Below are 14,871 nucleotides of genomic sequence, written 5' to 3'. Positions count from 1 at the left end.
CGCCCGCCCCGGCCCCGGCGCCCGCCCCGGCCCGCCCCGGCCCCCGACTCCGACCTCCGGCCGTCATGCCCGGCTCCGGCGGCCCGGCGGCCCCGGACGGACCGGGGGGTCAGAGGCCCGGGGACGCGTCGTGGGGGCCTATGGGGTTCGGTCGACCTCCTCGGCCGCGAGGCGGAGGAGGGCGTATTCCTCCGCCATGGACGCCGCCGTCCAGTGGGCGTTGAGGCCGCTGGGGTTGGGGAGGACCCAGACACGGGTGGTACCGATGGTGCGCTCCTGCGGGCCGATCTTGGCCTTGGGCTCCTGGAAGGCGGTGCGGTACGCGGTGATGCCGACAACGGCCAGCCAGCGGGGGCGCAGGAGTTCCACCTTGGCGGTCAGGAGCCGGCCGCCCTCCCGGTATTCCTCGGTGCTCAACTCGTCGGCGCGCGCCGTTGCGCGGGCCACGACGTTGGTGATCCCGAGGCGGTAGGACAGCAGCTCCTCCTGCTCGGCGGGGGCCAGCCGGCGCGGGGTGAAGCCGGACAGGTGCAGAACCGGCCAGAAGCGGTTGCCGGGGCGGGCGAAGTGGTGGCCCGTCGCGGCGGAGAGGAGGCCCGGATTGATTCCGCAAAAGAGCACCCGCAGGCCGCCCGCGACCACGTCGGGGACGACGCGGTCGCGGGCGGCGTTCAGCTCCTCGGGAGTCAGAGGATCGACCCCGGCGTGTACCCGGCGGCCTCCGGGTGCTGCTTGGCGATGTCCTCGATGCGGGAGATCACCGTGGCGACCTGGTCACCGGCGGCGCCCGTGAAGGACAGCTTGTCGGCCATCAGGGCGTCGAGCTGGGCCCGATCCAGCGGCATCCGCTCGTCGGCGGCCAGCTTGTCGAGGAGCTCGTTGCGCTCGGCACCCTGCTCGCGCATGGCGAGTGCGGAGGCCACCGCGTGCTCCTTGATGACCTCGTGGGCGGCCTCCCGGCCGACCCCCGCCCGTACGGCGCCCATCAGCACCTTGGTGGTGGCGAGGAAGGGCAGGTAGCGGTCCAGCTCGCGGGCCACGACCGCCGGGAAGGCGCCGAACTCGTCGAGGACGGTCAGGAAGGTTTCCAGCAGCCCGTCGAAGGCGAAGAACGCGTCGGGCAGGGCCACGCGGCGGACCACGGAGCAGGAGACGTCGCCCTCGTTCCACTGGTCGCCCGCCAGCTCGCCGGTCATGGAGGCGTAGCCGCGCAGGATGACCATGAGGCCGTTCACACGCTCGCAGGAGCGGGTGTTCATCTTGTGCGGCATCGCGGACGAGCCGACCTGACCGGGCTTGAAGCCCTCGGTGACCAGCTCGTGGCCGGCCATCAGGCGGATGGTCTTGGCGATCGAGGACGGGGCGGCGGCCAGCTGAACCAGCGCGGTGACCACGTCGTAGTCGAGCGAGCGGGGGTAGACCTGACCGACCGAGGTGAACGCCTGGGCGAAGCCAAGGTGGGTCGCGATCCGCTGTTCCAGGTCGGCGAGCTTGGCGGCGTCGCCGCCCAGCAGGTCGAGCATGTCCTGGGCGGTGCCGACCGGGCCCTTGATCCCGCGCAGCGGGTAGCGGGCCAGCAGGTTCTCCAAGCGGTCGTAAGCCACGAGCAGCTCGTCGGCCGCGGTGGCGAAACGCTTGCCGAGGGTGGTCGCCTGGGCCGCGACGTTGTGCGAGCGACCGGCCATGACCAGCTCGGCGTGCTCGCCGGCCAGCTTGCCGAGGCGCGCGAGGACGGCGACCGTACGGTCGCGGGCCAGTTCCAGGGAGAGCCGGATCTGGAGCTGCTCGACGTTCTCGGTGAGGTCGCGCGAGGTCATGCCCTTGTGGACGTGCTCGTGACCGGCGAGGGCGTTGAACTCCTCGATGCGGGCCTTCACGTCGTGCCGGGTGACCTTCTCGCGCTCGGCGATGGAGGCGAGGTCGACGGTCTCCAGGACGCGCTCGTAGTCGGCGAGGGCGGCGTCCGGGACCTCGATGCCGAGGTCCTTCTGGGCGCGCAGCACGGCGAGCCACAGCCGCCGCTCCAGCGTCACCTTGTACTCGGGGGACCACAGGACGGCGAGCTCCGCGGAGGCGTAGCGGCCGGCCAGGACATTGGGGATGCGGGGCTTGGCTGTCACGTGTAGGGATTCTACTTGGGCCGCCGCTGTGCGTTTACGCAGGTACGGGGCCTGCCCCGGATTGTGCCTTGCTACGAGAGCCGGTCGGGCTCGCAGGCCCCGTAGGGCAGCAGCTCCGAGCGTTTCGCCGCGCGGCCGTCGCCGGACGAACGACCGGTGATCCGGCGCCCGATCCAGGGCAACAGATGTCGCCGGGCGAAGCGGAGGTCCTGGGTCCGGCGGACGGACCAGCCCGGGGCCGCGGCGGGCGGCAGCGGTGCCCGCCAGTCCTCCTCCGGGGGCAGGCCCAGCGTCTGCCAGACCGCCTCCGCCACGCGCCGGTGGCCTTCGGCCGTCAGGTGCAGCCGGTCCACGTCCCACAGCCGCGGGTCCCCGAGCACCGGGGCCCCGTACAGGTCCACGAGCAGCGCACCGTGGCGGGCGGCCAGCTCCTCCAGGACGGCGAAGAGTTCCTCCATGCGCGGGCGGAAACGTTCCATCACCGGCCCGTCGCGGCCCGGGGAGCGCATCAGGACCAGCGTCCCGCAGGTGGGGGCGAGCAGGCCCACGGCCTCCTCCAGGTGTCCGCGCACCCGGCCCATGTCGACCTTCGGCCGCAGCGCGTCGTTCAGGCCGCCCACCAGGGTCACCACGTCGGCGCCCATCGCCGCGGCCACGGGGGCCTGGTCGCGCGCGATCTGCCCGATCAGCTTCCCGCGGACCGCGAGGTTCGCGTAGCGGAAGCCCGGCTCCCGCGCGGCGAGACGCGCGGCGAGCAGGTCGGCCCAGCCCCGGTAGGAGCCGTCCGGGAGCAGATCGGACATGCCCTCGGTGAAGGAGTCGCCGATCGCGACAAGACTGGTGTAGGACGCATTTATCTCCATGGCGCAGCGATGCTACCGCGCGGTAGGACGCTCGCGCATGCGGCCCGTGCCCGGGCCCATGCAGGCCCGCGCACGCCTGTCGGATGGCCGCGCCTGGCCGACGTCCGGACGGTACGGCCTACTGGGTGGCCGGCCTGCCGAAGAGTTCGCGCAGGACGTCCTCCATGGTCACCAGCCCCGTCATCGCACCGTCCGCCCCCTGAACCGCGGCCAGGTGGGTGCGGCTGCGCCGCATGGCGGTCAGTACGTCGTCCAGCGGCGTCTCCGCGCGGACCTGAGCGATCGGGCGCAGCGCGGAGGCCGGGAACGGCCGGTCCCGCTGCGTCACGTCCGCGTCGAGCGCGTCCTTGACGTGCAGATAGCCGCGGATCTTGTGCTGCGCGTCGATGACCGGGAAACGGGAGTACCCCGACGTGGCGGCGAGTCGCTCCAGCCCCTCCGGGGTGATGTCCTCGCGCGCCGGGACCACCCGGTCGGCCGGCAGCACCACATCGGTGACCGGCCGTCGGCCGAGTTCCAGGGCGTCGTGCAGCCGCGCGCTCGCCCGGTTGTCGATGAGCCCGGCGGCGCTGGAGTCCTTGACCATCCGGGCCAGTTCGTCATCCGAGAACGTCGCGGCGACCTCGCCCTTGGCGTCCACCCGCAGCAGACGCAGCAGGAAGCTCGCGAACGCGTTGATCGCGAAGATCGCCGGCTTCAGCGCCCGGGTCAGGGTCACCAGCGGCGGCCCCAACAGCAGCGCCGTGCGGACCGGTTCGGACAGCGCCACGTTCTTCGGCAGCATCTCGCCGAAGAGCATGTGCAGGTACGTGGCCAGGGCCAGGGCGATCACGAAGGAGATGGCGTGCGTCAGCCCGCCCGGCACACCGAGGAAGTCGAACACCGGGGCCAGCAGGTGGGCGATGGCGGGTTCGGCGACCACACCCAGCACCAGGGTGCACAGGGTGATGCCCAACTGCGCCGCCGCCATCAGCGCCGACACGTGCTCCAGGCCCCACAGCACCGCGCGGCCCCGCCGGTCGCCCTGCTCGGCGTACGGCTCGATCTGGCTGCGCCGGACGGAGATCAACGCGAACTCCGCGCCGACGAAGAAGGCGTTGACGACCAGGGTCGCCAGACCGATCAGCAACTGGATCACGGTCATCGCGCGTCCCCCGCACCCTCGTCGTCGGCGTTGGCGGGCCGGCGCAGCAGCACGCGGGCCGCCCTGCGTCCACTCGCGTCCACCACATCCAGCCGCCACCCGTCCAGCTCCAGGCTGTCCCCGACCTCCGGGATCCGGCCCAGCTCGGTCGCCATCAGCCCCGCCAGCGTCTCGTACGGGCCGTCCGGCACCCGCAGCCCGATCGTTCGCAGCTGATCGGTGCGCGCGGCGCCGTCGGCCGAGTAGAGGGCGCGACCGCTGTCGTCCGAGCCGGCCGGGGCCAGGTCCGGGGTCTCGTGCGGGTCGTGCTCGTCGCGGACTTCGCCGACGACTTCCTCGACGATGTCCTCCAGCGTGGCCACACCGGCCGTGCCGCCGTACTCGTCGATCACGACGGCCATCGTCTGTTTGCCGGAGAGCCGGTCCAGCAGTCGGTCCACCGTGAGCGACTCGGGCACCAGCAGGGGCGCGCGCAGCAACTGCGACACCGGGTAGCCGTGCCGCTCTTCGGCGGGCAGCGCCAGGACGTCCTTGATGTGCACCGTGCCCACGACGCTGTCGAGGTTGCCCCGGTACACGGGGAAACGGGACAGGCCCGTCGCCAGCGTCGCGTTCGCCACGTCCTCCGCGGTGGTCTGCACGTCGAGTGCGGTGACCTGGACCCGGGGCGTCATGACGTTCTCGGCGGTCAGATCGGCCAGGTTCAGGGTCCGCACGAACAGCTCGGCGGTGTCCTTCTCCAGGGCTCCCGCCTTCGCGGAGTGCCGGGCGAGGGCGACGAGCTCCTGGGGGCTGCGCGCCGAGGCGAGTTCCTCCGCGGGCTCCATCCCGAACCGGCGGACCATGTGGTTCGCCGTCCGGTTGAGCTGGCTGATCAAGGGCCTGAAGGTCCGGCTGAACACCCGCTGCGGGGTGGCCACGCGCTTGGCGACGGCGAGCGGGGAGGAGATCGCCCAGTTCTTGGGAACCAGCTCGCCGACCACCATCAGCACCACCGTGGACAGCACGGTGGCGACCACCAGGGCGGTGGAGGAGGCGGCGCCGACCGACAGGCCCATGGCCTGGAACGGCCCCTTGAGCAGGGCCGCGATCGAGGGCTTGGAAATCATGCCGATGACCAGGCCCGTCACGGTGATGCCGAGCTGTGCGCCGGACAGCTGGAACGTCAGGCTGCGGACGGCGGCCAGGGCACTCTCGGCCCCCCGCTCGCCGCGCTCGACGGCCCCTTCGAGCTCACCGCGCTCGATGGTCGTCAGGGAGAACTCGGCCGCGACGAAGACCCCGCAGGCGAGGCAGAGCAACAGCGCCAGGACGAGCAGGAGCACTTCGGTCATCGGTCGGTCACCTCCGTCCCATGATCGGTCAGGAGGAGGGGTATCGCGCGACGTCGCGCCGGCGGAAATCGGCCGTGGGTACGGGGTGGCTCGCCCATGGGCGGACGCTCACACCTTTCGATCGGGAGGACGTTCCCGACATGGTAAAGGACGGGCAAAGGGAAGTGCTCGCGCTTATGGACCGGTCCACCGGATGATGGGATCACCTTATGAGTGATCTTCGTATCGACGCCGCGACGGTCGCCGACCTCCCCGCCGTGCTCGACTTCTGGAAGGTCGCCGCCGAGGGCGCGAGCATCAGCGACGACCTCGCCGGCGTCGAGCGTCTGCACGCCCGGGACCCCGACGCGCTGCTCCTCGCCCGCCGGGGCGGGGCACTGGTGGGCACCGTGATCGCCGGGTTCGACGGCTGGCGCTGCCACCTCTACCGGCTCGCGGTGCACCCGGAGCGCCGCCGGCAGGGCATCGGCGCGGCCCTGCTGTCCGCCGCGGAGGAGCGTTTCTCCGCGCTCGGCGGCCGACGCGCCGACGCGATGGTGCTCGACCGGAACACGCCGGCGCACGGGGCGTGGCAGGCGGGCGGCTACCACCCCGAGGACCACTGGACGCGCTGGGTCAAGCCGCTGAACGGCTGACGCCCACGGCCGGGCCGCCGGTCGCCGCCCGGTCCGGACCGCTCAGCCCACGCCCACCCGGCCGGGACCGGCTCGGCCGAGCCCCGCCCGGTCGAGGTCCGCGCAGGGGCTCCGCTCGGCCGGGCAGCCCCGCTCAGTCGACGCCCCGGCGGGCCGTGCCCAGGACGCAGTACGACGTCGGCAGCGCCGGCCCCCGTTCGGGCAGGCGGAACGTCCGCTGCGAGACGATCCGGAATCCGGCGGCCTCGATCGAGGCGAGCGGGTCGCGCGCGGTGTGGCAGTTGCCGAACAGGCGCGGCCAGACCGTCCGGTCCAGCGCGCGCTGCACACCGGCCATGCCCGGCCCCGGCGCCAGACCGTGCTCGAAGAAGCGCAGCTCGCCGTCGGGGCGCAGGACGCGGTACAGCTCGGCGAGCGCGCGGGGCAGGCTCCGTACGGTGCACAGCACGAGCGAGGCGACGGCGGCGTCGAACGCCTCGCTCTTGACCGGGAGGGCCTCGGCGACACCGGGGACCAGGTCCACCGGGACCTCGGCGCGCAGCGCGGCCGCGGCGGCGCGCCGGCGCAGCAGGCGCTCCGGTTCGACGGCGACGACCTCGGAAACGGCACGGGGGTAGTGGGCGAAGTTCAGCCCGTTGCCCGCGCCGATCTCGATGACGCGACCGGACACCCCGTGCAGCAGCTCGTGCCGGACCGCGGCGATACCGCCCCGCGTGTCGGCGGTGGGGCTGACGCGGGCGTAGAACCGGGCGAAGAGGGGGTGGTGGACGGAATCCGAACTGAGGGGTGAAGCGGGCATGACGGGCCTCCGGGCGGGTGCGACGGGTGCGGTTGCCCTGCCGGGCTGTTCCCCGTCCGGGCGGCCGGCGAAACCGGTGGCACGACCGGTGGCGCGTGCTACCGGCCAGCACGGTGGGGGAGTTGAGGCCGCGTGAGGTGAGTACGCGTACTCAGGACCCCGGCCGGGCCGTGCGGATAATCGGATGAACCGGCCCCTGTCGTAGGGCTGCCCGAGACGTGGAGACGCCGTGAAGTTCCGCACCGACCCGGCCCGCACCGTGCTGCTCACGGCGGGGCTGCTCGCGTTGACCGCCTGTGGAACCACAGTAGCCCCGGGCGCCGGGCCGGCGGCCGTATCCGCCACCCCTTCCGCGACGCCGGGCACCGACGACGCGGCGCGGGCCGCCGCCGCGGTCGAGCGCCACGACAGGCTGTTCCCCGAGGTGGCCGCGCGGTGCGCGGGCAAGGCCGAGACCCTCCCGACCGTGCCGAGCACCCCGGCAGAGCTGCCCACGGACCCGGCGGCGCGCAAGTACGCCGAGAACCACGGCTACAAGACCCAGGCCAGGCTCAGCCCGGCGGCCCAGTGCCGGGGCGAGGCACACGCCGCACGCATCAAGGCGGCGCTGGACGGTACCGGCGGGGAGGGCGTGCCGCGCACCACGGAGGAGCTCCGCGTGCTGCTGACGGGGCTGGGCTACCGCGTCGAGAGCGGTGACGTGTTCGGGTCGGAGCCGCAGTACCTGACGTTCGTCCTGTCGATCCCGGAGAGCGGGCCGTGCGTCACGGGCTACCTGGGGACCCCGTTGAAGATCGAGGCCCACGGGGTCTACCTGGAGGGCGGCTGTCACGAGCCGCGCGGCGGTCACTGAGCCGGGAGGGCCGCGCGCCGCCGCCCGGCCCAGGTCCCACGCCTCGATCGGCGGCGGGACCGGGGCCGGGCGGGTGCCGGCCCGGGAGCGCCCGTCAGGCCGGCCAGGCGGCCTGGAAGGACCGCGCCGACCACTCACCGTGCAGAGCGGGGGCGAGCCACGTCGGGGCCGCGGCCCGGAACGCGACGGGCGCCAGCGCGCCGGAGCCCTGCGGCACCGCGCCCAGCAGCGGGAGCCCCGACACCTTCGGCAGGTCGGCGAGGTTGCACCGCGACGCCAGGTCGGGCGAGACCGGCCAACCGCCGATCACCACGCCCGGCGAGGTGAGCTCCCGCGCCGCCAGCGCCTCGGCCGTCAGGGTCACGGAGTTGAGGGTGCCGAGGGCCGCGGGGGCCACGATCAGCACCGGCGCGTCGAGCAACCGCGCCGCGTCGGCCAGCGTGTGCCCCTCCTCGTCGAAGCGGACGAGCAGACCGCCCGCGCCCTCCACGAGCACCAGGTCGTGGGAGGCCGCCAGCTTCCGGGCCGCCTCGGCGACGGCGGCGGGGGACAGGGTCGGCAGGCCGGAGCGGCGGGCCGCGGTGTCCGGGGCCAACGGCTCCGGGTAGCGGGCCAGTTCCGCCGCCGTGACGGAGGGGCCCGCGAGCCGGACGACCTCCGCCGCGTCACCCGGCTCGTCCGGACCCACGCCCGTCTGCGCGGGTTTGAGCACCGCCACCGACCGGCCGGCGGCCACCGCCGCCGAGGCGACCGCCGAGGTCACCACCGTCTTGCCGATCTCCGTGCCCGTGCCGGATACGAAGAGGATCGTCATGTCAGCCCTCCTGCGCGGCCGCACGGACGGCGCGGCAGACGCGCGCCACGTCCTCGTCGCCCGTCACGAACGGCGGCATCGTGTAGATCAGGTCGCGGAACGGGCGCAGCCACACGCCCTCGCGAACCGCCGCCCCGGTGGCGGCGGCCATGTCGACCTCGTGGTCGAGCTGGACCACGCCGATCGCACCCAGCACCCGTACGTCCTTGACGCCGGGCAGGGCCGCGACCGGGGACAGTCCCTCCGAGAGGGCCGCCTCGATCCGCTTGACCTCCACCGCCCAGTCCTGGCTCAGCAGCAACTCGACGGAGGCCAGCGCGACCGCCGTGGCGAGCGGATTGCCCATGAAGGTCGGCCCGTGGGCCAGGATCGGCACCTCGCCGCGCGAGATCCCGTCGGCCACCCGGGCCGTGCACAGCGTCGCCGCCAGGGTGAGGTAGCCGCCGGTCAGCGCCTTGCCCAGGCACATCACGTCCGGGGTGATCCCGGCGTGGTCGGCGGCGAACAGGGTGCCGGTGCGGCCGAAGCCCGTGGCGATCTCGTCCAGGACCAGGAGCACGTCGTACTCGTCGCAGAGCTCCCGCAGCACGCGCAGGTAGCCGGGATTGTGGAAGCGCATGCCGCCCGCGCCCTGTACCACCGGCTCCACGATCACGGCGGCCAGCTCGTGCGCGTGAGCGGAGATCAGGGCCCGCAGGTGCGCGGTGTAAGCCGGGTCCAACGGGGTGTCGAACCCGCCGGGCGGCACGTCGGCGAACACCTGCCGGGGCAGTTGCCCCGACCACAGCTCGTGCATTCCGCCCTCGGGGTCGCAGACCGCCATCGGCTGCCAGGTGTCCCCGTGGTAGCCGCCGCGCCAGGTCAGCAGCCGGGTCTTGCCGGTCCGACCGAGGGAGCGCCAGTACTGGAGGCACATCTTCACGGCGACCTCGACCGAGACGGAGCCCGAGTCGGCGAGGAAGACGTGCTCCAGACCGGCGGGGGTGATCTCGACCAGCTTCGCGGCCAGCCGGACGGCGGGCTCGTGCGTGAGCCCGCCGAACATCACGTGCGACATCCGGCCCAGTTGGGTGGTGACGGCCTCGTTCAACACGGGGTGGTTGTAGCCGTGGATGGCCGACCACCAGGAGGACATGCCGTCGACCAGTTCCTCCTGCCCGTGCGCCGGGGCGCCGAGCCGCAGCCGGACCCCCGCGGCGGAGGAGACGACCAGCGGATCCCGGCGCCCGGGCATGGGGCCGTACGGGTGCCAGACGTGCTGCCGGTCCAGTGCGAGCAGACCGGCGGCCGACAGGTTGTGCTGATCAGGCATTGGGGGCGAGATCCGTCCCCGCGCCGCGGCGGCGGACCGCCACCAGGTCCGAGCGGACTTCGCCGGCCTCCGCCTGTACGGGGGCGGGAGCCTCCTGCGACGCCGCGGGCGCGGAGTGTCCCGAGCAGCCGCCGCACGCGGACCCACAGCCCGCGCTCTCGACGGCGTCGCCGGGGGCCGCCGAGCCGCAGACCGAACCGCCCGCGCCGGGCGAGCCGCAGCCGCCGCCCGCGGTCCGCCCCGAGCGGTGGGCCGGAAGGGTCGTCGAGCCGGCCCCCTCCACCTCGAAACCGGCGTCCGCGATCATGTCCAGGTCGGCCTGACCGGCCTGGCCCTCACTCGTCAGGTAGTCGCCCAGGAAGATGGAGTTCACCAGGTGCAGGGCGAGCGGCTGCATGCTGCGCAGATGCACCTCACGGCCGCCCGCGAGGCGGACCTCGACGTCGGGGCAGACGAAGCGCACCATCGCGAGGATGCGCAGGCAGCGCTGGGGGGTGAGGTTCCACTCCTTGGCCAGCGGGGTGCCCTCGAAGGGGATGAGGAAGTTGACGGGCACCGAGTCCGGGTCCAGTTCGCGCAGCGAGTAGACGACGTCGACGAGGTCCTCGTCGCTCTCGCCCATGCCCGCGATCAGGCCGGAGCAGGCGGACAGGCCCGCGGCGTGCGCCTTTTGTACGGTGTCGACCCGGTCCGCGTAGGTGTGCGTCTTGGTGATCTGACCGTACGTCGCCTCGGACGTGTTGAGGTTGTGGTTGTAGGCGTCGGCGCCCGCGTCCTTGAGGCGTTCCGCCTGGCCCGCGGAGAGCAGGCCCAGGCAGGCGCAGACCTCGACGCCCTCGTTCTGCTCCTTGATCGCCTCGATCGTCTTGCCGACCCGCTCCACGTCACGGTCCGTCGGACCGCGTCCGCTCGCCACGAGGCAGACGCGCTTCGCGCCGCCCGCGACACCGGCCGCGGCGGCCTGGGACGCCTCCTCGGGCTTCAACCAGGTGTACTTGAGGATCTCCGCTTTCGACCCCAGACGCTGGGAGCAGTACGAACAGTCCTCCGGGCACAGTCCCGACTTCAGGTTGACCAGGTAGTTCAGCTTCACCCGCCGTCCGAACCACTGGCGGCGTACCTTGCCGGCCGCGGCCACCACGTCGAGCAGTTCGTCGTCGGAAGTCGCCAGTACGGCGAGTGCCTCATCGCGGGTCGGCAGCTCGCGCCGCAGCCCCTTTTCCACCAGGGTGTTCAGCAGGTCCATGACGCCGATCCTGGACCACGCGACCGCTCAGGGCCAAGGAGAGATCGCACAACATCGCCCGAAGACAGTGTGTGTATCGCCACACCCGGCGCTCGCGCCCCGGCGGGCTAAGGTCTAGCTGGCCTGTGGACAGCCGACAAAACGCGAGGACTCCCCGATGCTCCAGCACACCCCCGAGCCCCCGGACGTCTTCGGCTGGATCGACGACGCGGAACGGGCGCGCGAACGGGCGGGGCTCGTCCGGACGCTGCGGCCGCGCCCGGCCTCCTCGCCGCTCCTGGACCTCGCGAGCAACGACTACCTCGGGCTGTCCCGGCACCCCGAGATCATCGCCGGCGCGCAAGCGGCGGCCGAGCGCTGGGGCGGTGGGGCCACCGGCTCCCGCCTGGTCACCGGCACCACCGAACTGCACGCCACGCTGGAGCGCGAACTCGCAGCGTTCTGCGGCTTCGAGGCCGCTCTGGTGCTTTCGTCCGGGTATGCGGCCAACCTCGCCGCCGTCACGGCGCTGAGCGACCGGGGCACGCTCGTCGTCTCGGACGCGGGCAACCACGCCTCGATCGTCGACGGCTGCCGACTCGCGCGCGCCGACGTCGCCGTCGTGCCGCACGGTGACGCGGACGCCGCGCGCAAGACGCTCGCCGGGCACGAGGGGCGTTCCCTGCTGGTCAGCGATTCGGTGTTCTCCGTCGACGGGGACGCCGCCCCGCTCGCCGGGTACGCCGCCGCCTGCCGGGAGGAGGGGGCCGCCCTGGTCGTGGACGACGCGCACGGGCTCGGCGTCCTCGGCGAGGGCGGCCGGGGCGCCCTGCACGCGGCCGGACTCGCGGGGGCGCCGGGCGTGGTGGCGACGATGACCCTCTCCAAGTCCCTGGGCAGCCAGGGTGGCGCCGTGCTCGGACCGGCCAAGGTGATCCGGCACCTCGTCAACACGGCTCGGACGTTCATCTTCGACACGGGGCTGGCCCCGGCCGCCACGGGAGCGGCGCTGGCCGCGCTGCGCCTGCTCGGACGGGAGCCGGAACGCGCCGCGCGGGCGCGTGAGGTGGCCGCCGAGCTGTACGGGCGGCTCACCGCGTCCGGCCTGACCTCGGCCCGGCCGGACGCGGCCGTGGTGTCGGTGCGGGCCCCGTCGGCTTCGGCGGCACTGCGCTGGGCCGCCGACTGCCGCGAGGCAGGTCTGTCCGTGGGGTGTTTCCGGCCGCCGTCGGTTCCGGACGGCATCTCCCGGTTGCGGCTGACCGCCCGGGCCGATCTCACGGGGGAGGAGATCAGTCGGGCCGTCGCGGTGATCCTGCGTACCGCTCCCGCCGGGGCCACGGACGGCTGAACGTCACGCCGGGGCGTCCGCCCTGACCGAGGCGAGGAAGCCGTCCCAGGCGGGTCCGGTGAAGAGCACGGCCGGGCCCTCCGTCCGCTTGGAGTCGCGGACGGCCAGGAGACCGCCACTGAGGACGGCCGCTTCCACGCAGTTGTTCATTCCGGTGCTGCGGCTGCTCCGCCGCCACCGCGCGCTGATCAGAAGTCCGCGGGCGGATAAGGGGGTTGCGGACACGGGGGTGCCTCCTTACGCGTCGTCAGCGATAGAGCTGATCAGGTCCGACGAGTCCTGGGGCGGGAGGGCGTGCGCCTGGATGGTGCGGAACGCGGCGCTGTACGCCTCAAGGTCTTCCTTCCGCTCCAGGTAGAGGCTACTCGTCAAATGGTCGAGGACCACCACATCCAGATCGGCGATGTTCGGAAATGAGAAAATTACGAACGGTCCGGTCAGGCCGAGATGCCCCCCCACGCTGAACGGCAGCACCTGGAGCCGCACTTGCGGCAGCCGCGCCACCTCCACCAGGTGCCGCAACTGCTCCCGCATCACCCCCGGGCCGCCGATCTGACGCCGCAGGACCGCCTCGTCCAGCACCGCGCTCAGCTCCAGCGGAGGGTCGGCCCGCAGCACCGACTGGCGGGCCAGGCGTACGTCGACCAGCGCGTCCACCTTCGGTTCCGGCAGCCCGCCCAGCGCGGCCCGGGTCACGGCGCGCGCGTACTCCGGGGTCTGCAGCAGCCCCGGGACCACCGAGAGTTCGACGGTCCGTGCGGAGCGGGCCCCCGCCTCCAGGTTGATGAAGTCCCGGTACTCCTGGGGCAACAGGCCCCGGTAGTCGTGCCACCACTGGCGGCCCGGCCCGCCCTCGCCCCCCGCGCCCGGGCCCGCCGCCGAGGCGACCAACGCCTCCAGCAGAGCCCGCTGTTGGGTGCTGACCACGTCCCCGTAGGCATCGAGCAGGAGCCGGATGTCCTCCGTCTTCACGCCACTTCGACCCGTTTCGATGCGGCTGATTTTCGACTGGTGCCATCCCACCAACCGGGCGGCCTCACCACTGGTGAGACCGGTACGGTCACGGAGCGCACGTAATTCCTCGCCCAGCTTGCGGCGGCGTACCGCGGGACCGTGCTGCATACCCGCTCTCCTTCCACACCGGCACACCTCGCACCAGTCTGCCGTCCAAATACGCTCTTCCGTAGCAGAGTTCACCGCATTGAGCGACAGATATATGCATATCTTGGGGGAACGACGGAAACGGCGGCACGATGGGTGCACTCTGACGCTCAGCGTAGATCCGGGGCGGCTGCGCCCCGGTGGGAAAGGGACGTCGCCATGGCAGACCACCAGGAAGCATCCGTCACTCTGCCGAGCGACCCGGCCGCGGTCGCCGCTGCCCGCCGGTACGTCGCGGAGGTGCTCGGTGAATGGGGACTGCCCGAGGACTCCGAGACCGCCGACACCGTCCGGCTGATCGTCTCGGAGCTGGCGACCAACGCGGTACAGCACACCTTCGGCCAGTCGCCCACCTTCACCGTCGACGTCCGGCTGGAGCGCGGCGAGTGGCTGCGGGTCGGGGTGACCGACAGCCACCCGCGCCGACCCCGGCGGCTGCCGGCCGCCGTCCAGCAGGACAACGGTCGGGGGATGGTCATCATCCGCTGGCTCGCCGCGGAGGCGGGCGGCCGACTCTCGGTCACCCCGACCGAGGACGGCGGCAAGACGGTGTGGATCGCGCTGCCTTGGGCGGCGGCCCCGGCGCGGAGCGCCACCGGCTGTTGAGGGCACCGCGGACCCGAGGCCGTGGACGGCCTCCGTATACGGAAGTCCGCGCAAGGCGTACGGAAGCCCGCGGAAGGCGGCTTCCGGGGTGAACCGGGTGCCTCCCGGAAACGTGGGTTAACTCGGCGGAAAAGTGCGGGTACTACTCTGACGCCCGCGCCCTTCCGCCAATGATCACCCATGGGCTGGTAAAGCACTGGTGATCGGGATGGAAAAGCCTGTCCCCGTGTTGGGCAAGACATGCTTGGCACGGATATGTGCAGGTCAACAAAGTGTTGAAGGCGATTAGGGTCTTCTTGGCGCGAAGTTGATCTTGTCCCGGAAACTTGGTGATACGTGTGCAACTGACACCGCACGAGCAGGAGAGACTGCTCATCCACGTCGCGGCCGACGTGGCCGAGAAGCGTAGGGCACGGGGGGTGCGCCTCAACCACCCCGAGGCGGTGGCCCTGATCACCTCGCACATCCTCGAAGGCGCCCGCGACGGGCGGACCGTGGCCCAGCTCATGGCCTCCGGTCGCACCGTGCTGCGCCGCGAAGAGGTCATGGAGGGGATTCCCGAGATGATCCACGACGTCCAGGTCGAGGCGACCTTCCCGGACGGCACCAAGCTCGTCACAGTCCACGATCCCATCGTCTGAACGGGAGCACCCA

16 protein-coding genes are annotated in these 14,871 nt (G+C 72.6%); 5 read left to right on the top strand and 11 right to left on the bottom strand.

The annotated features are described in order from the left end of the window. Positions 1-138: 138 nt before the first annotated feature. The 5 genes from mug to ACFVXJ_RS04375 form a co-directional block, all read right to left on the bottom strand. Positions 139-690, bottom strand: coding sequence for a G/U mismatch-specific DNA glycosylase (gene mug, locus ACFVXJ_RS04395; RefSeq protein WP_389658631.1), 552 nt, complete (start codon positions 688-690; stop codon positions 139-141). Next, positions 687-2,120: an adenylosuccinate lyase gene (gene purB, locus ACFVXJ_RS04390; RefSeq protein ID WP_389658338.1), complete on the bottom strand. Its 1,434-nt coding sequence runs from the start codon at positions 2,118-2,120 to the stop codon at positions 687-689. The genes mug and purB overlap by 4 nt, the downstream gene beginning before the upstream one ends. A 71-nt stretch (positions 2,121-2,191) precedes the next feature. After that, positions 2,192-2,983, bottom strand: a complete 792-nt coding sequence (locus ACFVXJ_RS04385; protein ID WP_389658336.1) for an SGNH/GDSL hydrolase family protein — start codon at positions 2,981-2,983, stop codon at positions 2,192-2,194. 118 nt (positions 2,984-3,101) lie between these two features. After that, complete coding sequence (locus ACFVXJ_RS04380) at positions 3,102-4,127, bottom strand: hemolysin family protein (protein ID WP_389658333.1); 1,026 nt, start codon at positions 4,125-4,127, stop codon at positions 3,102-3,104. Further along, complete coding sequence (locus ACFVXJ_RS04375) at positions 4,124-5,461, bottom strand: hemolysin family protein (protein ID WP_389658330.1); 1,338 nt, start codon at positions 5,459-5,461, stop codon at positions 4,124-4,126. Before ACFVXJ_RS04375 ends, ACFVXJ_RS04380 begins: the two co-directional genes overlap by 4 nt. Before the next feature lie 209 nt (positions 5,462-5,670). On the opposite strand from ACFVXJ_RS04375, the gene ACFVXJ_RS04370 reads away from it, so the two are divergent. Next, entirely contained in the window at positions 5,671-6,096 is a 426-nt protein-coding gene (locus ACFVXJ_RS04370; protein WP_389658327.1) for a GNAT family N-acetyltransferase, read from the top strand. A gap of 133 nt (positions 6,097-6,229) precedes the next feature. On the opposite strand, the gene ACFVXJ_RS04365 is transcribed toward ACFVXJ_RS04370, so the two are convergent. Further along, positions 6,230-6,895, bottom strand: coding sequence for a class I SAM-dependent methyltransferase (locus ACFVXJ_RS04365; protein WP_361315035.1), 666 nt, complete (start codon positions 6,893-6,895; stop codon positions 6,230-6,232). A gap of 229 nt (positions 6,896-7,124) precedes the next feature. On the opposite strand from ACFVXJ_RS04365, the gene ACFVXJ_RS04360 reads away from it, so the two are divergent. Beyond that, positions 7,125-7,748 (top strand): hypothetical protein, encoded by a 624-nt coding sequence (locus ACFVXJ_RS04360; RefSeq protein WP_389658324.1) that lies wholly within the window; start codon positions 7,125-7,127, stop codon positions 7,746-7,748. 94 nt (positions 7,749-7,842) lie between these two features. On the opposite strand, the gene bioD is transcribed toward ACFVXJ_RS04360, so the two are convergent. Genes bioD through bioB form a run of 3 tightly spaced genes read right to left on the bottom strand, consistent with a single transcriptional unit; the run spans position 7,843 to position 11,120 of the window. After that, positions 7,843-8,562: a dethiobiotin synthase gene (gene bioD / locus ACFVXJ_RS04355; RefSeq protein WP_389658321.1), complete on the bottom strand. Its 720-nt coding sequence runs from the start codon at positions 8,560-8,562 to the stop codon at positions 7,843-7,845. A 1-nt stretch (position 8,563) separates the two neighbouring features. Continuing rightward, positions 8,564-9,874, bottom strand: a complete 1,311-nt coding sequence (locus ACFVXJ_RS04350) for an adenosylmethionine--8-amino-7-oxononanoate transaminase (RefSeq protein WP_389658318.1) — start codon at positions 9,872-9,874, stop codon at positions 8,564-8,566. Next, complete coding sequence (gene bioB, locus ACFVXJ_RS04345) at positions 9,867-11,120, bottom strand: biotin synthase BioB (RefSeq protein WP_389658315.1); 1,254 nt, start codon at positions 11,118-11,120, stop codon at positions 9,867-9,869. Before bioB ends, ACFVXJ_RS04350 begins: the two co-directional genes overlap by 8 nt. A gap of 157 nt (positions 11,121-11,277) precedes the next feature. Between bioB and ACFVXJ_RS04340 the strand changes: the two genes are divergently transcribed. After that, positions 11,278-12,450: an 8-amino-7-oxononanoate synthase gene (locus ACFVXJ_RS04340; RefSeq protein WP_389658312.1), complete on the top strand. Its 1,173-nt coding sequence runs from the start codon at positions 11,278-11,280 to the stop codon at positions 12,448-12,450. A 3-nt stretch (positions 12,451-12,453) separates the two neighbouring features. On the opposite strand, the gene ACFVXJ_RS04335 is transcribed toward ACFVXJ_RS04340, so the two are convergent. Next, on the bottom strand, positions 12,454-12,675 hold the full coding sequence (locus ACFVXJ_RS04335; protein ID WP_361315020.1) for a DUF397 domain-containing protein: 222 nt from the start codon (positions 12,673-12,675) through the stop codon (positions 12,454-12,456). A 12-nt stretch (positions 12,676-12,687) separates the two neighbouring features. After that, entirely contained in the window at positions 12,688-13,572 is an 885-nt protein-coding gene (locus ACFVXJ_RS04330; RefSeq protein ID WP_389658309.1) for a helix-turn-helix domain-containing protein, read from the bottom strand. Between the two features lie 198 nt (positions 13,573-13,770). On the opposite strand from ACFVXJ_RS04330, the gene ACFVXJ_RS04325 reads away from it, so the two are divergent. Continuing rightward, entirely contained in the window at positions 13,771-14,217 is a 447-nt protein-coding gene (locus ACFVXJ_RS04325) for an ATP-binding protein (RefSeq protein ID WP_361315015.1), read from the top strand. Positions 14,218-14,555: 338 nt separating this feature from the next. Next, positions 14,556-14,858 (top strand): urease subunit gamma, encoded by a 303-nt coding sequence (locus ACFVXJ_RS04320; protein ID WP_389658305.1) that lies wholly within the window; start codon positions 14,556-14,558, stop codon positions 14,856-14,858. Positions 14,859-14,871: the final 13 nt, after the last annotated feature.

This window comes from Streptomyces sp. NPDC058279 (assembly GCF_042881255.1).
In the GTDB taxonomy this organism is placed as follows: domain Bacteria; phylum Actinomycetota; class Actinomycetes; order Streptomycetales; family Streptomycetaceae; genus Streptomyces.
Note: the sequence above shows the minus strand (reverse complement) of the source record. Positions and strands in the feature narration are given on the sequence as shown.